The organism is Ktedonospora formicarum, assembly GCF_016587355.1.
GTDB lineage: Bacteria > Chloroflexota > Ktedonobacteria > Ktedonobacterales > Ktedonobacteraceae > Ktedonobacter > Ktedonobacter formicarum.
On sequence record NZ_BNJF01000003.1, the window covers coordinates 656,344 to 672,221 of the forward strand.

A 15,878-nucleotide genomic window follows, 5' to 3' on the forward strand; every position below is an offset into this window, starting at 1 on the left:
TATTATTATTTTGCAGCCGTCCAATCAGAGCAGATAATTCAGCAGGACAATTCTAGCCTCTGTGCAAACAATGAAGGAAGGATTCCTCTTAGATGCGGTCCAGTTTCCAGATTCTGGGCGCGATGACATAGTTGAGCTGAACAAGCACAATGAAGCCGATGCTCACATAGGGATGAATGATGCAGAGTAGCGCGCCAACGGCATAGAGCGCCTGGGCGATAACAATACGCTTGAACTGGTGCCTCGTCTCCTGCCTTGACTGCTCTTTGAGCAGACCTGAGCGCTGCCCATAGATCAGGCCCACAAGGAGGGCAATCCCCATGAGGAGGATATTCAGCCAATAGATGATCAGAGCTACGCGCAATTGAATGAATGTCGCTAGCAGCGAGGTAGAGAAGGGCATCAGCGTTACCGTCGCCAGGAAGCCCAGTTGTATCCAGGAATAGTTACGGTTGCTCTCCGTGAAGTGACTCATTTGAGTCTGCTGCCCAATCCAGAAGATACCCAGGGTCATAAAGCTCATGAGATAGGTAACGAGTTCCGGTAAATGCCTGAGCAGAGCCCCAAGGAGTAATTGCTCCGAATCGAGGTGCGCCGCCGCCTCTGCTGCCTGGGGCACGTGCAGGTTGAGCACAAGTAAAGTAGTAGCAATAGCAAAAATACCATCGCTCAGAGCGGATAGCCGTTCCAGACTACGACCCGCGAAAAGGTTGTAATGAATCTTCAAGAGCAATTCCTCACACAGATTGGCTTGTAGCGATACAGTCATATATAGTGATCAGCCACACAGAAATACATTTGTATGGAGCATACGTTAGCAGGAGCCATTATATCACCTGGAACGCTCAATCAAGCTCTCCCTTTCGCTGGCAAGTTCGGCGCGCTCCCATTGAAAGACGTATTTAAGCGCCGTTCGCAGGGCAAGGATCGCCACAAACATGAGAATCTGCCGCCATGACTGCAACTCGATGGTCTTCAGGAGTGTTCCAGCCACCTTGAAACTAAGAGCATAGAGAACACCATCGGTGACCAGCAGGCGTGCCTGCCGTATGCTACGCCTGCGCAATAGCGCGAACAGGGCCGCCACAATGTAGCCAACAATAAGCAACGCGCCAATGAACTCGATAAGCGCCGCCCAGAACACGAAATTGAAGACTGGAGACAAGAGCATAGTCATAGCTCCCGCATGATACTATTCGGCCCCTTTGTAGTTGGCGGGGGGGAGGACGTGTCTGGTGAGGAGGGTTGGCGTTGCGCAGCCCGGTCAATCTCTTTCTGAAGGAAATAATTCAATAGCGTTCGTATCGTCGCGATGGCGGCAAGCTGCCCAATTTCATTCCAGGTTGGAGCGATGGCTGTACGCAAGATGTCGGCCCCAAGCTCGAATTCAAGGGCCAGTGCCAGCCATCGCCCCAGGCGTAAGCGAATGCGTTCAGGCTGGGGCTCTTGCATATGGCCCGCGTTCTTATAGCTGCTAAAGAAGACCCCTATGGTACGCATTGTTGCCTGCAAGGCCGCGAAGGCGATAATGAGCCCCGCAACCCCCTCAACTCCTGACGCCAGATAGCTCGTCCACAGCTTCAACACTTCTTCCAACGCCAAATCTCTCCTCTTTGAACCGCTGCTAAAGCGACGCGGCTACATATGTGAGGCCGAGCGCTCTCGCGTAATCGTGTAAAAGCCTGCTAATACTCTTAGCCTATCATGGCGTGGAAATGGTTGCGCTTACGTGAATACATAAAATGGCTCACAGACCACTACCACAAGTGAGAGAAGGGGATGAGGGCAGGATTGCCAATGGCAACCCGCCCACATCCCCTGATTCGGCGAAGCGCTTCAGCGCTGAGAGGTCATAATCGGATGATGATTTATTTGACCACGCGAAAAGAGAGATGGGTGGCTCCCGGCGTTTCGAGCGTGCGAAGATGCTCCAAGTGCAATGGCTTTGAACCAAGGTGATCGAAGAGGCGGACGCCCTCACCCAGCAGCACATGGGCGGTCGCCATATGGAACTCATCGAGCAAGCCCGCCTTCAAAGCCTGCTGGGGTACGCTGGCACCGTGTAGGGCCACATGTTTCTCGCCCGCAAGTTCCTGGGCTTTCGCTATGGCGCTTTCAATACCGTCATTGACAAAGTAGAAGCGTGTCTTGCCTTTCTGCTCCGCCTCGCGAGGTGCCGATTGCAAGACTACAACCGGCCAATCTGGAGCCGTGCCATCGGGAAAGACCCACCCATTTTCGTTGTATATCTGATCAAAGCTGCGCCTCCCCATGACCACAGCGCCCGTCTCGTTTAGCGAATCACCCACCACTTCATGGAAACGATCCCAGGCATTGGCAAACCAGGCAAAGACTTCCGTGATGTCATCGTTCTTGTCAGCGATAAATCCGTCCAACGATACTGACAGGCCGAACATGACTTTTCCCATGTTATTCTCCTCATTTTACTTTTTAATGGAGTAGGTGAGATGAGTAACCCCCTGACCGACACTCACATGGGGATCTCCAAGGGCTACGGGCGCGACCTTGAGATACTCAAACAGGCGCACACCATCACCCAATAGGAAGGGAACCAGATCAATATGGATTTCGTCGAGCAGACCAGCATTAAGGCACTGTTGCGCAATTGTTGCGGAGGCTATCGCGACCGATTTACCGCCAGCGATCTCTCTGGCTTGTTCGATAGCACTTTGGAGCCCATCGGTAACGAATGTCACCGGCCAGTCATTCTGAACCCATTCCGGCCTGGGGCGATGCGTCACAACGATAACAGGAGCACCAATGGGATGATGACCTCCCCATCCCTGGGTGAGCTCATACAATCGGCGTCCCGCCACAAGAGCCCCGGTCGTGTTGATGGCGTTCTCATACATTTTGACGCTCTCTGTCGAGATCTTGAGCTTATGCTCGTTCTCGCCTATCTTGAGGGCATAATCGGTATCGCCGCCCATCATCCAGGCGAAAAGTTGCTGAAAATCTTCATTAGGCCCGGCGACAAAGCCATCAAGTGACATTGAGAAAGCCGTGGTTATTTTTCCATTATTGCTCATGATACTATCACTTCCTTGTTTTTACTTTTAATTCCATTCAATATTAAAGCAGTTCATGTACATATGTAACCAGGAAATCCCAGGTCATATTCATACCCTGGAGCATCCCCAGGCCCGTCGCGACTTTCAGATCCGCTGCGCTGCTGAACTGAACCAGAGCAGTCACGCGGGTTTTACCATCTTCTTCCGTGAAGGTCAGGGTCGTCAGGTGCTCAGGCATGCCTTCGATAGGGTTAGCATGCTCATCGGCGAACGTCGTGGTATAGGAAAGTTTCTCTGACGGCACGATTTCACGGTAGACACTGAGTCCCCAATGATCCTGGCCCTCAGGTGAGCGCATACTATAATGCCAGATGCCACCGGGGCGCAAATCAATAGTGCAGGTAGGGACAGTAAATGGCTGCGGTGCCCACCAGCGTTTGAGATGCTCTGGCTGGGTAAAGATTTGAAACATCAGGGCGCGAGGGGCGGCGAACTGACGCTCTACGGTGAATTCCCGCTCGTTGGTAAAAGGGCCTAACGATTGATTATCAAACATCACTATCCTCACTTTTGTTGCTCGTCAGCCTGTATTTCCAATAGGTAGTCATCCAGGCGGTCAAAGCGCTCTTCCCAGAGGCGATGGAACGAATGTAACCAGGTCTCCAACTCCTGGAAGGGCTCTCGCCTCAGCTTATAAATCCTCCGGTTCGCCTGTGGCAACACCTCCACAATGTCTGCCTCGCTCAGAACCTTGAGATGCTTCGATACCTGCGGCTGCAGGATCGCCAAACGCTCGGTGATCTCGCCTACTGTCAATGGGCCATCGCGCAACAGCTCGACAATGTGCAAGCGGTTTGGCTCCATCAGAGCAGTCCATAGTGTTTTCATATCCACAGTATAACCCATAAGGAATATTCTTGTCAAGGAATATTCCTTGACAAGAATATTATGATTGATAGCAATGAATATTGTCTGAGGCAAGGGGATATGTTAAGATCCAAAAGAGATTTTTACGCATATAGGAACCGGGTTTTTATGCGAAATAAGAGCAATGGAGGGAATAATGTCGTATTCGTTTACAACCATACATGATGTTCAGGTTCTCGACTGTGAGGCCAATGGGGAAACAGTGAAAAGCGAACGTGAGGCTCTGGATCTGATTGGTGATGCATTCTCCCTTCACGCCGAGATGGTCATTCTTCCCGTGGAGCGGCTTGATGAGGCTTTCTTTCAGCTCAAAACAGGTCTTGCCGGTCAGATCGTGCAGAAATTTGTACAATATCGACGGCGACTCGTCATTCTTGGCGACATCTCCCAATACATTGCTCAAAGCAAGGCTTTCAAGGACTATGTATATGAGACCAACCGTGGCAATGAAGTGTGGTTTTTAGAGACTCGTCAAGAGCTTGAAGAACGCCTGATACCTGCGCAATAACTTGAGCACTGCTAGTTCATATTTACAGTGCCCAAACCTGAGCTGAGCTTAAATGGATGAGCAGAGAGGAAGAGCAACAAGCCCTGAGCAGAGTTTTCAGGGCTTGTTTAATATCATGACTAGCGTTCTGACTCGGTGGGGCGAATCAGGATTTCATTGACGCTGACGTGAGGTGGTTGTGCCAAAGCATAGACGATAGCGCTGGCAATGTTTTCACTTTGTATAGGCATGCATACGACGGGTTGTCGCTTCCACAAAAAGCTCTTCCTTTCCACGCGGAAAATGATGGTAGAGCGAGGTATGCCGAATACCAATCTCATGCGCGATATCGCGTAACGTCACCACCTGATAGCCCCGCTCGCCGAAGAGGCGCTCAGCCGTGTTCAACACGCGTTCGTGGGCCTCCGAATCAGAGCTAGTTCGCTGTATATTTCTTCTCCTTACAAACCAACCTACCGCTTGGTAGGTATTGTAACTGAAAAGGGAGAGCGCCTTCAATGTGAGGAACATGGCGAGGTAAAATTCCTGACAGGAGATGTCAGGAGGAGTGTGATACCTTTCTGGCAGAGTATGAACACTTCAGGAGAAAAGGGCTCATCATGAAGACTCAAGACTATTACCGTCAACAGAGCGTGTTGACCAATCCAGGTCGCCAGATCCGGTTATATGAGGGGTTGCCATATGACATGGCAAGCATAGTAAAGATTGTGCAGAACGTGCTGATCCCTCCCTATACCGAATTGTTGCGCGAAGGCTACCACATCGAACTAGAGGAGATCGACAATACCAGATTTGGTATCAGGCGTATGGAGGACATGTTGGAGCGCATCGAGAACCGCTCCAACATGCCACTTACGGTCGAGCGTCCCCCCGCTCTGCGCATTGGGGCGATATGCCGCAACTTCGCGGTCCTGCTCGTATCGATTCTGCGACACCAGGGCGTCCCGGCTCGGGCGCGCGTTGGCTTCGGGAGCTATTTCGCGGAACCTTACGCGGTGGACCACCGGCTCGCTGAGTTCTGGCAGGAAGAGCAGGGGCGCTGGGTACGCGTAGACCCAATGATCGATGAGGTGATACGCCACAGGAACAATGTCGCCTTCAACACGCTTGATATAGGCCCGGATGATCCCTTCATGCAGGCAGGCGAAGTCTGGCAGCGCTGTCGGACGGGTGAACGTGATCCGCAGGACTTTGGGGATAGCCCCACTGATCGAGGTATGCCGCCGATCCGCTATGCCCTACTACAAGATTTTGCCTACCTCAATCGGTGCGAGATGCTAGGGAGCGACGACTGGGGCGACCTGATCACGAAACCAGAGGCGGACCTGACTCCGGATGACTTGGAACTACTCGACAGGATCGCCACCCTGACATTAAACGTAGATACCCACTTAGATGAACTACAAACGCACTTCGCTGAAACAGCATATGGACGCGCAGTCCAGGCCGCAATGCCTGCTAGATAGCTCCATACAGATAGCTCTGAGAGCATCCCTTTGTAATGGCGTTCTCAGAGCTCTTTACTATAAGAAGAACAATCAACCGAGGCTCACACAATGTTGTATGCTGGCAACATAATACATTATGTGAGGAGAGAAGCTATAGATGAGGATTGTTATTCCTGACGACTACCAGGACGCTGTACGCCACCTGGACTGCTTTCATCTACTCGATGGGCACGAAGTAACCATCTATCGCGATAATGTGAAAGATGTAGCGGCGCTGGCGGAGCGCTTTCAGAACGCGGATGCTCTTGTACTCATTCGCGAGCGCACCGCTATCACCGAGGAGTTATTGGAGCGGCTTCCACGCCTCAAGTTTATCGCTCAGACCGGGCGGGGGGCGCCACATATTGATCTCGCAGCCTGTGAGCAGCGCGGTATCAAGGTCGTTCGGGGAGATGCCAGCACAGGCTCGCCCTATGCCACGGCGGAACTCACCTGGGGGCTGATCCTGGCAGCGATGCGCCATATTCCCCAGGAGGTGGCGAATATGCGAGCAGGTAGATGGCAACAAGAGATAGGTACAAGCCTGCATGGCCGCACACTGGGTATTTTCGGTTATGGAAACATCGGAAGCCTTGTCGCGCGCTATGGGCAGGCTTTTGGCATGAAGGTCCTGGTATGGGGACGTGAGGGCTCGTTGACACGCGCGCGCCAGGATGATCTAACCGTCGCCACCAGCCAGAATGAACTCTTCGAGCAGTCAGATGTCCTTAGCCTGCATCTCAAACTGACTGACGAGACACGCGGAGCAGTCACAGCAAGCCATCTGGCACGCATGAAGACCACAGCGCTCCTGGTCAATACCAGCCGAGCGGGGTTGATTGAAGCGGGGGCACTGGAGGAAGCGCTACGCGCGGGGCGCCCCGGCTACGCGGCAGTCGATGTCTACGAGAGTGAGCCCACTACGGACACCCCTCTTCTCCACCTGAGCAACGCGCTCTGCACACCTCATATTGGCTTTGTCGAGAAGGATACCTATGAAAGCTTCTTCTCTACTGCCTTCAGACAAGTGCTTGCCTTCGCGGCTGACAATCCCGAAGCTTGATAATAGGAGATTATGCCATGCAAATCGGCGTCACTTTTCCACAAACAGAGATAGGGTCAGATCCCGCCGTCATCCGTGATTATGCACAGACGGTAGAAGGTCTGGGCTACAAGCATATTCTGGCCTATGATCATGTTCTTGGCGCGGATACCTCAACTCGCCCAGACTGGAGCGGACCATATACCTCAAAGACTATGTTCCATGAAGTGTTCGTGCTCTTCGGCTACTTCGCCGCACTCACACACCTGGAACTGGTCACGGGCATCCTGATCCTGCCTCAACGTCAGGTAGCCCTGGTCGCCAAGCAGGCGGCAGAGATAGATGTACTCTCAGGTGGTAAACTTCGCCTGGGCGTCGCCGTTGGCTGGAATGCCATCGAATATGAAGGGCTGGGGATGGATTTTAGAACACGCGGAAAAGCCATCGAGGAGCAGGTCGAAGTCTTGCGCCAACTCTGGAGCAAAGAGGTCGTAGACTTTAAGGGCCAGTTTACGACCATCCCGCAAGCGGGTCTGAACCCACTTCCCCCGCACCACTCTATCCCAATCTGGATGGGTGGCAGTGGCGACAAATTCTTACGGCGGGCCGCTCGTCTCGCGGATGGCTGGTTTCCCCTTGGCGCCCTCAGCGAGGAGATGCGCGAGGCGATTGACCACCTGCGAGGTTATCTGAGAGACGCCGGGCGCGATCCCTCCACATTCGGCATCGAAGCCAAAATAGACGCGTCGCAAGGCAATCTCGACGACCTGGTCCGCTGGACAGAGGAGTGGCGCAAGCTCGGCGCGACCCACATTTCCATCAACACAATGAATGCTGGCTACACATCTCCTACCGAACATATGCAGACGCTACGCCGTTATAAAGAAGCCATTGGCATCTGAGTTTATCAGAAGGAGAAGCCGGGCATCAGCGTGGGATAGCAAGCGGCGAGCAAAGCGAAGAGTAGAAGGGCGGGGCCAACGGCGAGCGCGAGTCGCTGGCCCTGGTCCCATGTCTTTTCCAGAAAGATCAGCAGGGTCAGGAGCAGCATCCAGGGCAAATTCATCAACCCCACTACAACCATGACCAGCATGAGAGGGCCACACGCCCCCATACAGTGCAAACCATGCCGAAAACCTCCCTTGATCACTGAACGACCCCGCGAGAGTTCTACCGGACAGCCGAGCGAAAAATCATGCTGAGGCTCTTGAAATAGAGTAGGATTGCAGTGGCGCAAGAAGCGTCCAGCCAGCGGCGCGAGCTGGTAGAGTCCAACCAGTACGAGCAGCGCCACACCCACTAGCACGCCCAGCGCAGGGGCACTGTGGGCGAGCATTTCGCCCAGTAGCGAGAGCAGGTAGACGGGTAGGGCAGAGAGTGACCAAAGCAGCAAGTAGCCAAGGAGGAAGCCCCCCAGGCGCACGATAAGCGTAGCGAAGTTGTAGCCTCGCTCCGCGAGCGCCTCCAGTTGGACGGAGAGGACTGGTGAAAGCGCGGGCAACATCATCGCAGCCATCATTAACGACCAGTAGGGCAGGAAAGCGCTAAGCGACATTCCCATTGGTCCACTCATCCGTCCTGTTGGCATACTCCAAATGTGAACCAATGTTGGTATCCAGGCGAGCATCATTAAGAAGTGGGTCAGCATCCAGGCCATTGAGTTCTTCGCGTTCTGCGGCAGTTTGAGGCCATTGACCATACATCGCCCTTTCATTATAGAATGACGCTTGTACCACAATTGTACCACATTGCAAGAGACGACACACAACGATACAAGGTAAAGAAGATCAGGATTCCTGAAAAAAGCTCAAATTATATGCCAAAATCGTTGGAAGGGTGAGACTCAGGAGGGGGCAACGAGCCGGATGACCAGCGCCAACTCGCTGCATTTCCGTGGGTGTTACGGCTCGTTTTGGCAGCAATGTGAGGCAGTGGCCGTCGTCTCGGTACCAAGGTCATCGGAGCGTCCGGCGGCAAGCCGGGACCATTGGGAGATGGGGCGTCCGCTTAGACGGAAGCCGTTGGGTTCGCTGGCGTTTTCTCCCCATCGTTTCGGCCAACCAGCGGGCGAGTTCTCCCAGACCTCCTGCCGACCATACACGGTCATATCTAACAGTCCGTACGATGGTGCCATCACTTCATTGCCACGACCGGTGGTCCAGTAGGTCTCGAAGACCCGGTCACCGTCTCGGAGATAGCTGACCAGGATGCCGAAGTGCCGATCTGCGATCAGCGGGTCCACTGAGTCCTGCGGCACCGAGTACCAGGGCATGGTCCAGCCCATGAAGTCGTGATAGCGCGAGCTCTCCTCGTAAGGTCCCTCACAGAAGGTCGCGTAGGTGACGTCGCGGGAATGCAGATAGGACAGCTCGGTGATATGGGTGGTAGAGAAGGTGCAGCCCTCGCACTGGCCTTCGGCAGGTTGATCAAAGTGCCACATGTGAAAGTAGGCGATCAGAAGCCTTCTGCCCTCGAAGACCTCCAGCAGCGAGACCGGTCCGTGCGGGCCGATCAGCGTGGTGGAGGGGTCCACCTCTACCATCGGCAGGCGTCGGCGAGCTGCCGCGATAGCATCTCCTTCACGGGTGTGAGCCTTTTCCCGTACCAGCAGCGTGTTCAGTTCCGCCTGCCAGGTAGCCCGGTCGACCACTGCAGGCCGCGCAGAAGCGTCGAGGACTTTGGCGAAATCGTGCAGGTCTGGTGTATTCATAGGTGTCTCCTTCTTTCCTTCTCCCTCTTGTATCAGGGATGATTCACAGGCAGGGAGCGGAGGACTTCTTACGATTTGTAAGTACAATCTATTCTACCGCAGCGACAGGAAAAAACTTCTCTTATCTTGCTCAAATCCTTGGTCCACTGCTGAAAGCCTGGCCCACTCATTCCGCACGCAGCCATAAACAATCACATGTGTTATACTCTTGTAGGCTGGCAAATGGTGGTTGTCAGAAACGTATCTAAGTGTCGTGAGGAGATCGAATGTCCGAAGTTGTGAAGTGCAAGAAGCCAGAATCCAACCGTTTAGCGAGCTTACCACTACTGACATCCAAATTGCAGCCACCGCGCCTGGCATCAGGCCTCATTGAGCGCAAGCGCTTACTCATCAGTATTGATAGGGCGCTTGAGAGTCGTCTGACTCTGATCTCAGCTCCGGCAGGCTCAGGGAAGACAACCCTTGTGCGGCAGTGGATGGAGGGTCAGCGTGCACAAGGACAATTGTCACCAATAGCCTGGGTTACGCTCGATATTGATGATAATGATCCGCTCCACTTCTGGCGCTATGTAGCCCATGCCTGCCTTGGACTACCATCACAACCTGGGCGCGATGCGTTATCACAGCTTGATGCTATGTCTTCCCCCTTCAAACCGCTTCCGTTGGAAGGCCTTATAACCACCCTTCTCAACGAGCTAAGTCAAATATCTGAGCCAGGGTTGCTTGTGCTGGATGACTATCACATCATCGATACACCCCAGATCCATGAGTCACTCAATTTCTTTATCGAACACCTTCCACCTGATCTGCATCTTATCTTGATAACGCGTGCAGATCCACCATTCGCGCTGGCTCGCTTTCGTGTTAGAGGAGAACTCATCGAGCTTTACAGTGCCGATCTGAGATTTACACAAGAAGAGGCTCAGGCCTTTCTGAGCCTGGGAGCAATCAATGTTCCCTCGCCAGAGATGATTCAACAGCTCTACAACCGCCTGGAAGGATGGCCCGCTGGTCTGAGACTTCTCTCCCTCGCCCTACAACGTTGTCGAGATCAGCGTGAGATTGCATCGGTTGTCTCTTCCTTTACTGGAAGCCAGAGCGCGCTTCAGGAATACTTTGTCTCCGAGATTTTGAGTGTACAACCGGAGCCACTTCAAGACTTCCTCTTGCGCACAAGCGTTCTCGCGCGCCTGACTGGTCCTCTCTGTGATGCTCTAGTGGAACGGGTAGAGAGTGACCGGGTGCTGACAACTCTAGCTCATGCAAACCTCTTTCTAGAACCACTTGCCGATGGAGAAGGCTGGTATCGCTATCACGCACTCTTCGCCGAGGCCATGCAGGCCGAGGCACGTAAGCGTCTAGGCAATGAGACGCTGCGAGCGCTCGCGCTAAAGGCGAGTGAATGGTACGAAGCGCGCGAGTTATTGTCAGAGGCCATTGAGGCGGCATTCCAGGCGCAGGACATGCAACGAGTGATTGGCTTGCTTGAACGCCTGACTCAACATCAAACGCTAGGGACAGAACTTATACCGACGCGAGGTACACTAGGGCCCCAGGCGCTGCGGCGCTGGCTCGAACGCTTGCCTGAACCGCTGCTTCATCAACATCCTGCCCTCTGCCTGCGCTACGCCACCACATTGTTGAATATCATAGTCACTGCTCAAACATCCGTCACGGCGACAATCTTCGAGCATATTCATACCCTGCTTGATATCGCCGAAGAAGGTTGGAGGCGCGACCAGGACACAGAGGGGTTGGGCTCAGTCTTCGCCTTTCGCGCCCTGCTGGCACGGCAACGGGGGGATCTTGAGCGTGGTATGGACTGGGCCAGGCAGGCTCTTGCCTACTTGCCTGAAGAGGATATGGCATGGCGCCATATGTGTCATATTGTCGTGGGAATAGGCGCAATCTTCCTGGGGAATCTTCATGACGCGTTACAAGCTATTGAACGCAATCGCGAGTATTGCAGAGCCTTCAATCTGCCGCCTATCATGCGCGCCAATACCGTCCTCCTCAGTGGCGTGTTGACCGACATGGGAGCACTCCACCGCGCCTCCGAACACTTACAATATATTCTGCATGAGGCGCGAGAGCAACAAGATCTGGATGACATTGGCGATGCCCTGGTTGGTCTCGCGGGCCTCTCTTACGAGTGGAACACTTTGGAGGAAGCAGAGAAACAGGCCCGCGAGGCGCTGGACATCGGTCGCACGCTCCAAAATATGGAATTCCAGGTACAGAGCGTGCTAGTGTTGGCACAGATCGAGCAGATCAGAGGAGATACCCGGAGCGCTCTAGAATGGCTTGAGACACCCAACCTCCAGGCACAACCATCGTACCCTCTCTTCACCCAGCTTGAACGCAGTATTCAAACCACTCAGGCCAGCATACATCTTGCTTCGGGAAACTTATCAGCCGTGCAACGCTGGCTGGATGAACGCGCCCAGGTCCGAATAAAGCTTCCATGCCTACAACGGGATCGCGAAGAACTCCTTGTTGCGCGCTGGTTCCTGGCACAGGAACCAAACGGCGAGGCCCTACAGCATCTCAAAGGTCTGGAAGAGGCCGCACGCGAGGGTGGGCGTATGCGCCATGCTCTTGAGGCACGCCTGCTGAGCGCTCTGGCATACGCAGCCGAGAAACGGGTGCAGGAGGCTCGCCACGCGCTTCTGGAGGTGCTCGCACGCGCCCACATAGAGGGTTATACGCGACTCTTCCTTGATGAAGGTGAGGTAATGGCAACACTCCTGCGCTCAGTTCTGCCGCACTTGCACGCGAAGGCCCAGGTGAGCTATGTCCAGGGGCTCCTGGCAGTCTTCGAGCGGGAGCAAACCGGGTCCGCACCACTGACCATACCGGCATCCCCACTCCTTGAACCACTCTCGCCACAGGAGCTACGCGTGCTGCGCCTGCTCGTCGCAGGTCATACAAATCCCGAGATAGCGCGTGAGCTGGTCGTCTCTGTCAACACTGTCAAGGCGCAGGTCCAAAGCATTTACCGCAAACTTGATGTGAATAATCGCGTCGAAGCCAGCAAGGTTGCTAGCCTGCTCAATCTGCTATAAATTAAGTAGTCACCCACCATAATCACCCGCTCTATTATCCAGGTGGGTGATGTTTACCCCCTCCCCTCCGCTCTATACTTGCATCAACAGCAGCGCGAAGAAGAGCGCTCTCAGACTTTACAAGCAGTGCGGAGGGTTTTCATATGTCACAGGAAAATGTTCCGGTGCTCATCGTTGGCGGTGGCATCGTTGGTTTATCAGCATCTCTCTTTCTTCAACATCACGGCATTGGCTCGCTCCTGGTTGAGCGGCATGCGGGAACCTCGATCCATCCCCGCTCGCGTGGCGTCAATATTCGGACAATGGAACTCTATCGCGAGATAGGGCTGGAGGCTGAAGTACAGAGAGCGGGTGCCCTGCTTAATCCCGCTATGGGCATCCTAAAAGGAAGTACGCTGACAGAGGCGCTTAAAGACTTTGGACCTGAACAACGCGAGGCCATGCGTGCCGCTATGCTAAAAGGTAGTGGAGGTGGAGCGCCCCTCCCTGATATCAGCCCAGTAACCGCCTCACGGAGCACACAAGATCTGCTGGAACCAGAACTGCTTGCAGCCGCGCGCCAGCGTGGAGGCGACCTACGCTTCTCTACAGAGCTTGTCTCCTTCGAGCAGGATAAAGATGGAGTGACCGCGATCATCCGCGACCGGGTGAGCGGTAAGGAGAGCCAGGTACGTGCTACGTATATGCTCGCCGCCGATGGAGCCAATAGCCCCGTTCGCAGCAAAATGGGCATTGCTACAACCGGAAAAGGCGTGCTTGGGCATCTGCTCAACGTGCTTTTCGAAGCTGACTTAACCGACTTTATACGTGGGCGAGAGTTCAGCATGTGCCTGATAGATCATCCAGAGATGCGAGGGCTGCTGACCTCAATCAACAATACGGATCGCTGGGTCTGCCATATCGTTTATCATGTGGAGAAGGGAGAGACACCAGCGGATTACCCGCCGGAACGCTGCCGGGACCTGCTACATTCGGCACTGGGAATGCCCAACCTGGACATCAACATCAAGAGCGTATTACCCTGGGATTGCGCCGTACGCATCACCGATGGCTTTCAGCATGGACGCGTCTTCTTCGCTGGAGACGCCGCGCACCAGATGCCCCCCTGGGGTGGTCAAGGCGCGAATAGCGGCATCGCAGATGTGCATAACCTAGCCTGGAAGCTTGCAGCAGTCCTCAAAGGTCAGTCCGACCCCTCACTGCTGAATACCTACGATATCGAGCGCCGCCCCGTTGGTACGCTTGCAGCTGAGGAATCTGCTGAAGCGGCGGGAGAGGATGGCCTGTTCACGATGAGCAGCGTCTCTGGTGAGCTCTTCAAACGACGCTTTGGGCGTATTATGGGCTTTGGCTATCAGTATGACTCGCGAGCCATAATATCCGAGGAGCGAGAACTACCCGAACAAAACATTCTAAGTATCGACGGTCGGCCCGGCACCCACGTCCCGCATGTTTGGGGTGAGCACGAGGGCCAGCGCGTCTCCTCGCTCGATCTGCTCGGACGCGGCTTTGTCTTGCTGGCTGGAGCAGAGGGCGCGTCATGGTGTGAGGCCGCACGCGCCCTTGGTCTCGCAGCTTACCGTATCGCACCAGATGGGGACCTTGTAGTCGCAGACACTGATTGGCAGCAGGACGCTGACATCAGCGCAACCGGAGCGCTCCTGGTTAGACCCGACGGCTTTGTTGCCTGGCGCTCAATTGAACTCATCGCCGAACCACAGCCTGCTTTGGCAAGCGTTATGGCGCGCTTGCTCTGCAAGGAATAAAACGTAGGGCACGAAGCTGTCTCGTGCCCTACATTTTTCGTCTGAGCCTCTTTTGCGTCTAAAATCTATATGACATTAAAACAGAACACCCTCTATTAAAAAGGATTTATATGCTATGAACACAATAACTAGCGAGAGCATACAAGCAAGTAAGCCCCGGCGGAAACGCCATCTATTGCCACTCTTTGTTCTCCTTCTTCTTACGCCAGCGATCTCCGAGCTACTACTAGGCGATATGGAGCTTAATTCCTCGATTCTATTCCTCTTCTTGCTCAATGTCTCATACTATGGGACGGGCGCGATCATTATTCGCGAAATCGTGCGTCGGCGAGGTCTGCACTGGGGATGGATACCCATACTGGCCTTCGCCTATGGCTTGATTGAGGAAGGGTTGGTCCTGCACTCATTGTTTAACCCCAACTTCCCCGGTATCAGTGCTATGGGTTACTTTGGGCACGCGTTGGGGGTAAGCTGGGTCTGGTCCCCCTATGTCCTGGGACTGCATACCGTGTGGAGCATCTCAGTGCCGATCCTGGTGACCGAGCTCATCTTCCCGCGCGTACGGCAGGAGAGCTGGATTGGCAACATCGGCCTCTCCATTATCGGCATCATTTTCGTGCTAGGTATGGCCTTCCTGACCTATGTATATGCCAACTTCGTCACGCCGAATTTCAAGCCTGATACATTCTGGCTGGTTGTGACCGGACTCCTGGCGCTCATTATCATCTCACTAGCTCTCTTCCTACCTGTGAAACATGACGAAACTGAGAACAGCGAGCCAACTCAGAAGAACGCGCCTAATTCCTGGCTGGTTGGTCTCTTTGGCCTCGTTGTGGGAGCTGCCTTCCTCTTCTTCCATCGGTCCTTTGAACTGCTCCCCTCACTACCAGCGGTAGTTGCAGCTCTGATTTACCTGATGCTGGCTGCGCTCGCCATCCTGTTTATCACACGCTGGTCCGCACCGGGACGGGGCTGGAATGATAGACACCGGGTCGCGCTGGCCTTCGCTGCGCTGCTGAACTACTGCGCCATTGGTTTCGGAGTGAGTAAATCAGACATTCTCAATCAGAGCTTTCACGGGGTCATTGTTGTCATCACAATTATTTTGATGATCCTGCTGACCCTGCGCGTGCGCGCTCGAAACCAATCCGAACCACAAACCGAAACTCAAGTCCAACCCTAAACCATAAATAGGCGCTGGCTGATGCTCAGCGCCTACCTCCCCTATTGGAATCACACCTCACTGCCATCCTCTAAGGTCTTATTCGAACACCAACCCTCATACGAGGGTTGATGTTCGTTGTAGCACACGCGCTCAGGTTTCCGGAGAAGGAGTAACTG

General features: G+C 54.1%; 17 protein-coding genes. 7 read left to right on the plus strand and 10 right to left on the minus strand.

Annotation, left to right across the window (positions count from 1 at the left end):
- Positions 1–88 precede the first annotated feature (88 nt).
- From K3T82_RS29390 to K3T82_RS29420, 7 genes are all read right to left on the minus strand, one after another.
- Positions 89–727: a TMEM175 family protein gene (locus tag K3T82_RS29390; RefSeq protein ID WP_220197075.1), complete on the minus strand. Its 639-nt coding sequence runs from the start codon at positions 725–727 to the stop codon at positions 89–91.
- A gap of 105 nt (positions 728–832) precedes the next feature.
- A complete protein-coding gene (locus K3T82_RS29395) occupies positions 833–1,171 on the minus strand; it encodes a DUF1622 domain-containing protein (RefSeq protein WP_220197076.1) in 339 nt (112 codons plus the stop codon).
- Between the two features lie 2 nt (positions 1,172–1,173).
- Positions 1,174–1,602 carry a DUF1622 domain-containing protein gene (locus K3T82_RS29400; protein WP_220197077.1) on the minus strand — a complete coding sequence of 143 codons (429 nt, stop codon included), beginning with the start codon at positions 1,600–1,602 and terminating at the stop codon, positions 1,174–1,176.
- Positions 1,603–1,868: 266 nt separating this feature from the next.
- Positions 1,869–2,429, minus strand: coding sequence for a dihydrofolate reductase family protein (locus K3T82_RS29405; RefSeq protein WP_220197078.1), 561 nt, complete (start codon positions 2,427–2,429; stop codon positions 1,869–1,871).
- Positions 2,430–2,444: 15 nt separating this feature from the next.
- The gene (locus K3T82_RS29410) at positions 2,445–3,050 is read right to left on the minus strand and encodes a dihydrofolate reductase family protein (RefSeq protein WP_220197079.1); all 606 of its coding nucleotides are present in this window, start codon (positions 3,048–3,050) and stop codon (positions 2,445–2,447) included.
- A 43-nt stretch (positions 3,051–3,093) separates the two neighbouring features.
- Positions 3,094–3,588: an SRPBCC domain-containing protein gene (locus K3T82_RS29415; protein ID WP_220197080.1), complete on the minus strand. Its 495-nt coding sequence runs from the start codon at positions 3,586–3,588 to the stop codon at positions 3,094–3,096.
- A gap of 8 nt (positions 3,589–3,596) precedes the next feature.
- On the minus strand, positions 3,597–3,920 hold the full coding sequence (locus K3T82_RS29420) for an ArsR/SmtB family transcription factor (protein WP_420799361.1): 324 nt from the start codon (positions 3,918–3,920) through the stop codon (positions 3,597–3,599).
- 175 nt (positions 3,921–4,095) lie between these two features.
- Here K3T82_RS29420 and K3T82_RS29425 point away from each other — a divergent pair, with 175 nt between their 5' ends.
- Positions 4,096–4,467, plus strand: a complete 372-nt coding sequence (locus K3T82_RS29425; protein WP_220197081.1) for a DUF4180 domain-containing protein — start codon at positions 4,096–4,098, stop codon at positions 4,465–4,467.
- 213 nt (positions 4,468–4,680) lie between these two features.
- Here K3T82_RS29425 and K3T82_RS29430 read toward each other — a convergent pair whose 3' ends face one another.
- Entirely contained in the window at positions 4,681–4,977 is a 297-nt protein-coding gene (locus K3T82_RS29430) for a helix-turn-helix domain-containing protein (protein WP_220197082.1), read from the minus strand.
- Between the two features lie 89 nt (positions 4,978–5,066).
- Here K3T82_RS29430 and K3T82_RS29435 point away from each other — a divergent pair, with 89 nt between their 5' ends.
- The 3 genes from K3T82_RS29435 to K3T82_RS29445 all read left to right on the plus strand — a co-directional run bounded on the left by K3T82_RS29435 (position 5,067) and on the right by K3T82_RS29445 (position 7,898).
- Positions 5,067–5,933, plus strand: coding sequence for a transglutaminase-like domain-containing protein (locus K3T82_RS29435; RefSeq protein WP_220197083.1), 867 nt, complete (start codon positions 5,067–5,069; stop codon positions 5,931–5,933).
- Positions 5,934–6,072: 139 nt separating this feature from the next.
- Positions 6,073–7,017 (plus strand): D-2-hydroxyacid dehydrogenase family protein, encoded by a 945-nt coding sequence (locus tag K3T82_RS29440; RefSeq protein WP_220197084.1) that lies wholly within the window; start codon positions 6,073–6,075, stop codon positions 7,015–7,017.
- A gap of 17 nt (positions 7,018–7,034) precedes the next feature.
- Positions 7,035–7,898 carry an LLM class F420-dependent oxidoreductase gene (locus K3T82_RS29445; RefSeq protein ID WP_220197085.1) on the plus strand — a complete coding sequence of 288 codons (864 nt, stop codon included), beginning with the start codon at positions 7,035–7,037 and terminating at the stop codon, positions 7,896–7,898.
- Between the two features lie 5 nt (positions 7,899–7,903).
- Here K3T82_RS29445 and K3T82_RS29450 read toward each other — a convergent pair whose 3' ends face one another.
- Complete coding sequence (locus K3T82_RS29450; RefSeq protein ID WP_220197086.1) at positions 7,904–8,695, minus strand: copper chaperone; 792 nt, start codon at positions 8,693–8,695, stop codon at positions 7,904–7,906.
- 201 nt (positions 8,696–8,896) lie between these two features.
- Positions 8,897–9,706, minus strand: a complete 810-nt coding sequence (locus K3T82_RS29455; protein WP_220197087.1) for a DUF899 family protein — start codon at positions 9,704–9,706, stop codon at positions 8,897–8,899.
- Positions 9,707–9,972: 266 nt separating this feature from the next.
- Between K3T82_RS29455 and K3T82_RS29460 the strand changes: the two genes are divergently transcribed.
- From K3T82_RS29460 to K3T82_RS29470, 3 genes are all read left to right on the plus strand, one after another.
- Entirely contained in the window at positions 9,973–12,771 is a 2,799-nt protein-coding gene (locus tag K3T82_RS29460) for a winged helix-turn-helix domain-containing protein (protein WP_220197088.1), read from the plus strand.
- Between the two features lie 143 nt (positions 12,772–12,914).
- On the plus strand, positions 12,915–14,537 hold the full coding sequence (locus K3T82_RS29465; RefSeq protein ID WP_220197089.1) for an FAD-dependent monooxygenase: 1,623 nt from the start codon (positions 12,915–12,917) through the stop codon (positions 14,535–14,537).
- 115 nt (positions 14,538–14,652) lie between these two features.
- Complete coding sequence (locus K3T82_RS29470; RefSeq protein ID WP_220197090.1) at positions 14,653–15,720, plus strand: hypothetical protein; 1,068 nt, start codon at positions 14,653–14,655, stop codon at positions 15,718–15,720.
- The last annotated feature ends 158 nt before the right edge of the window (positions 15,721–15,878 follow it).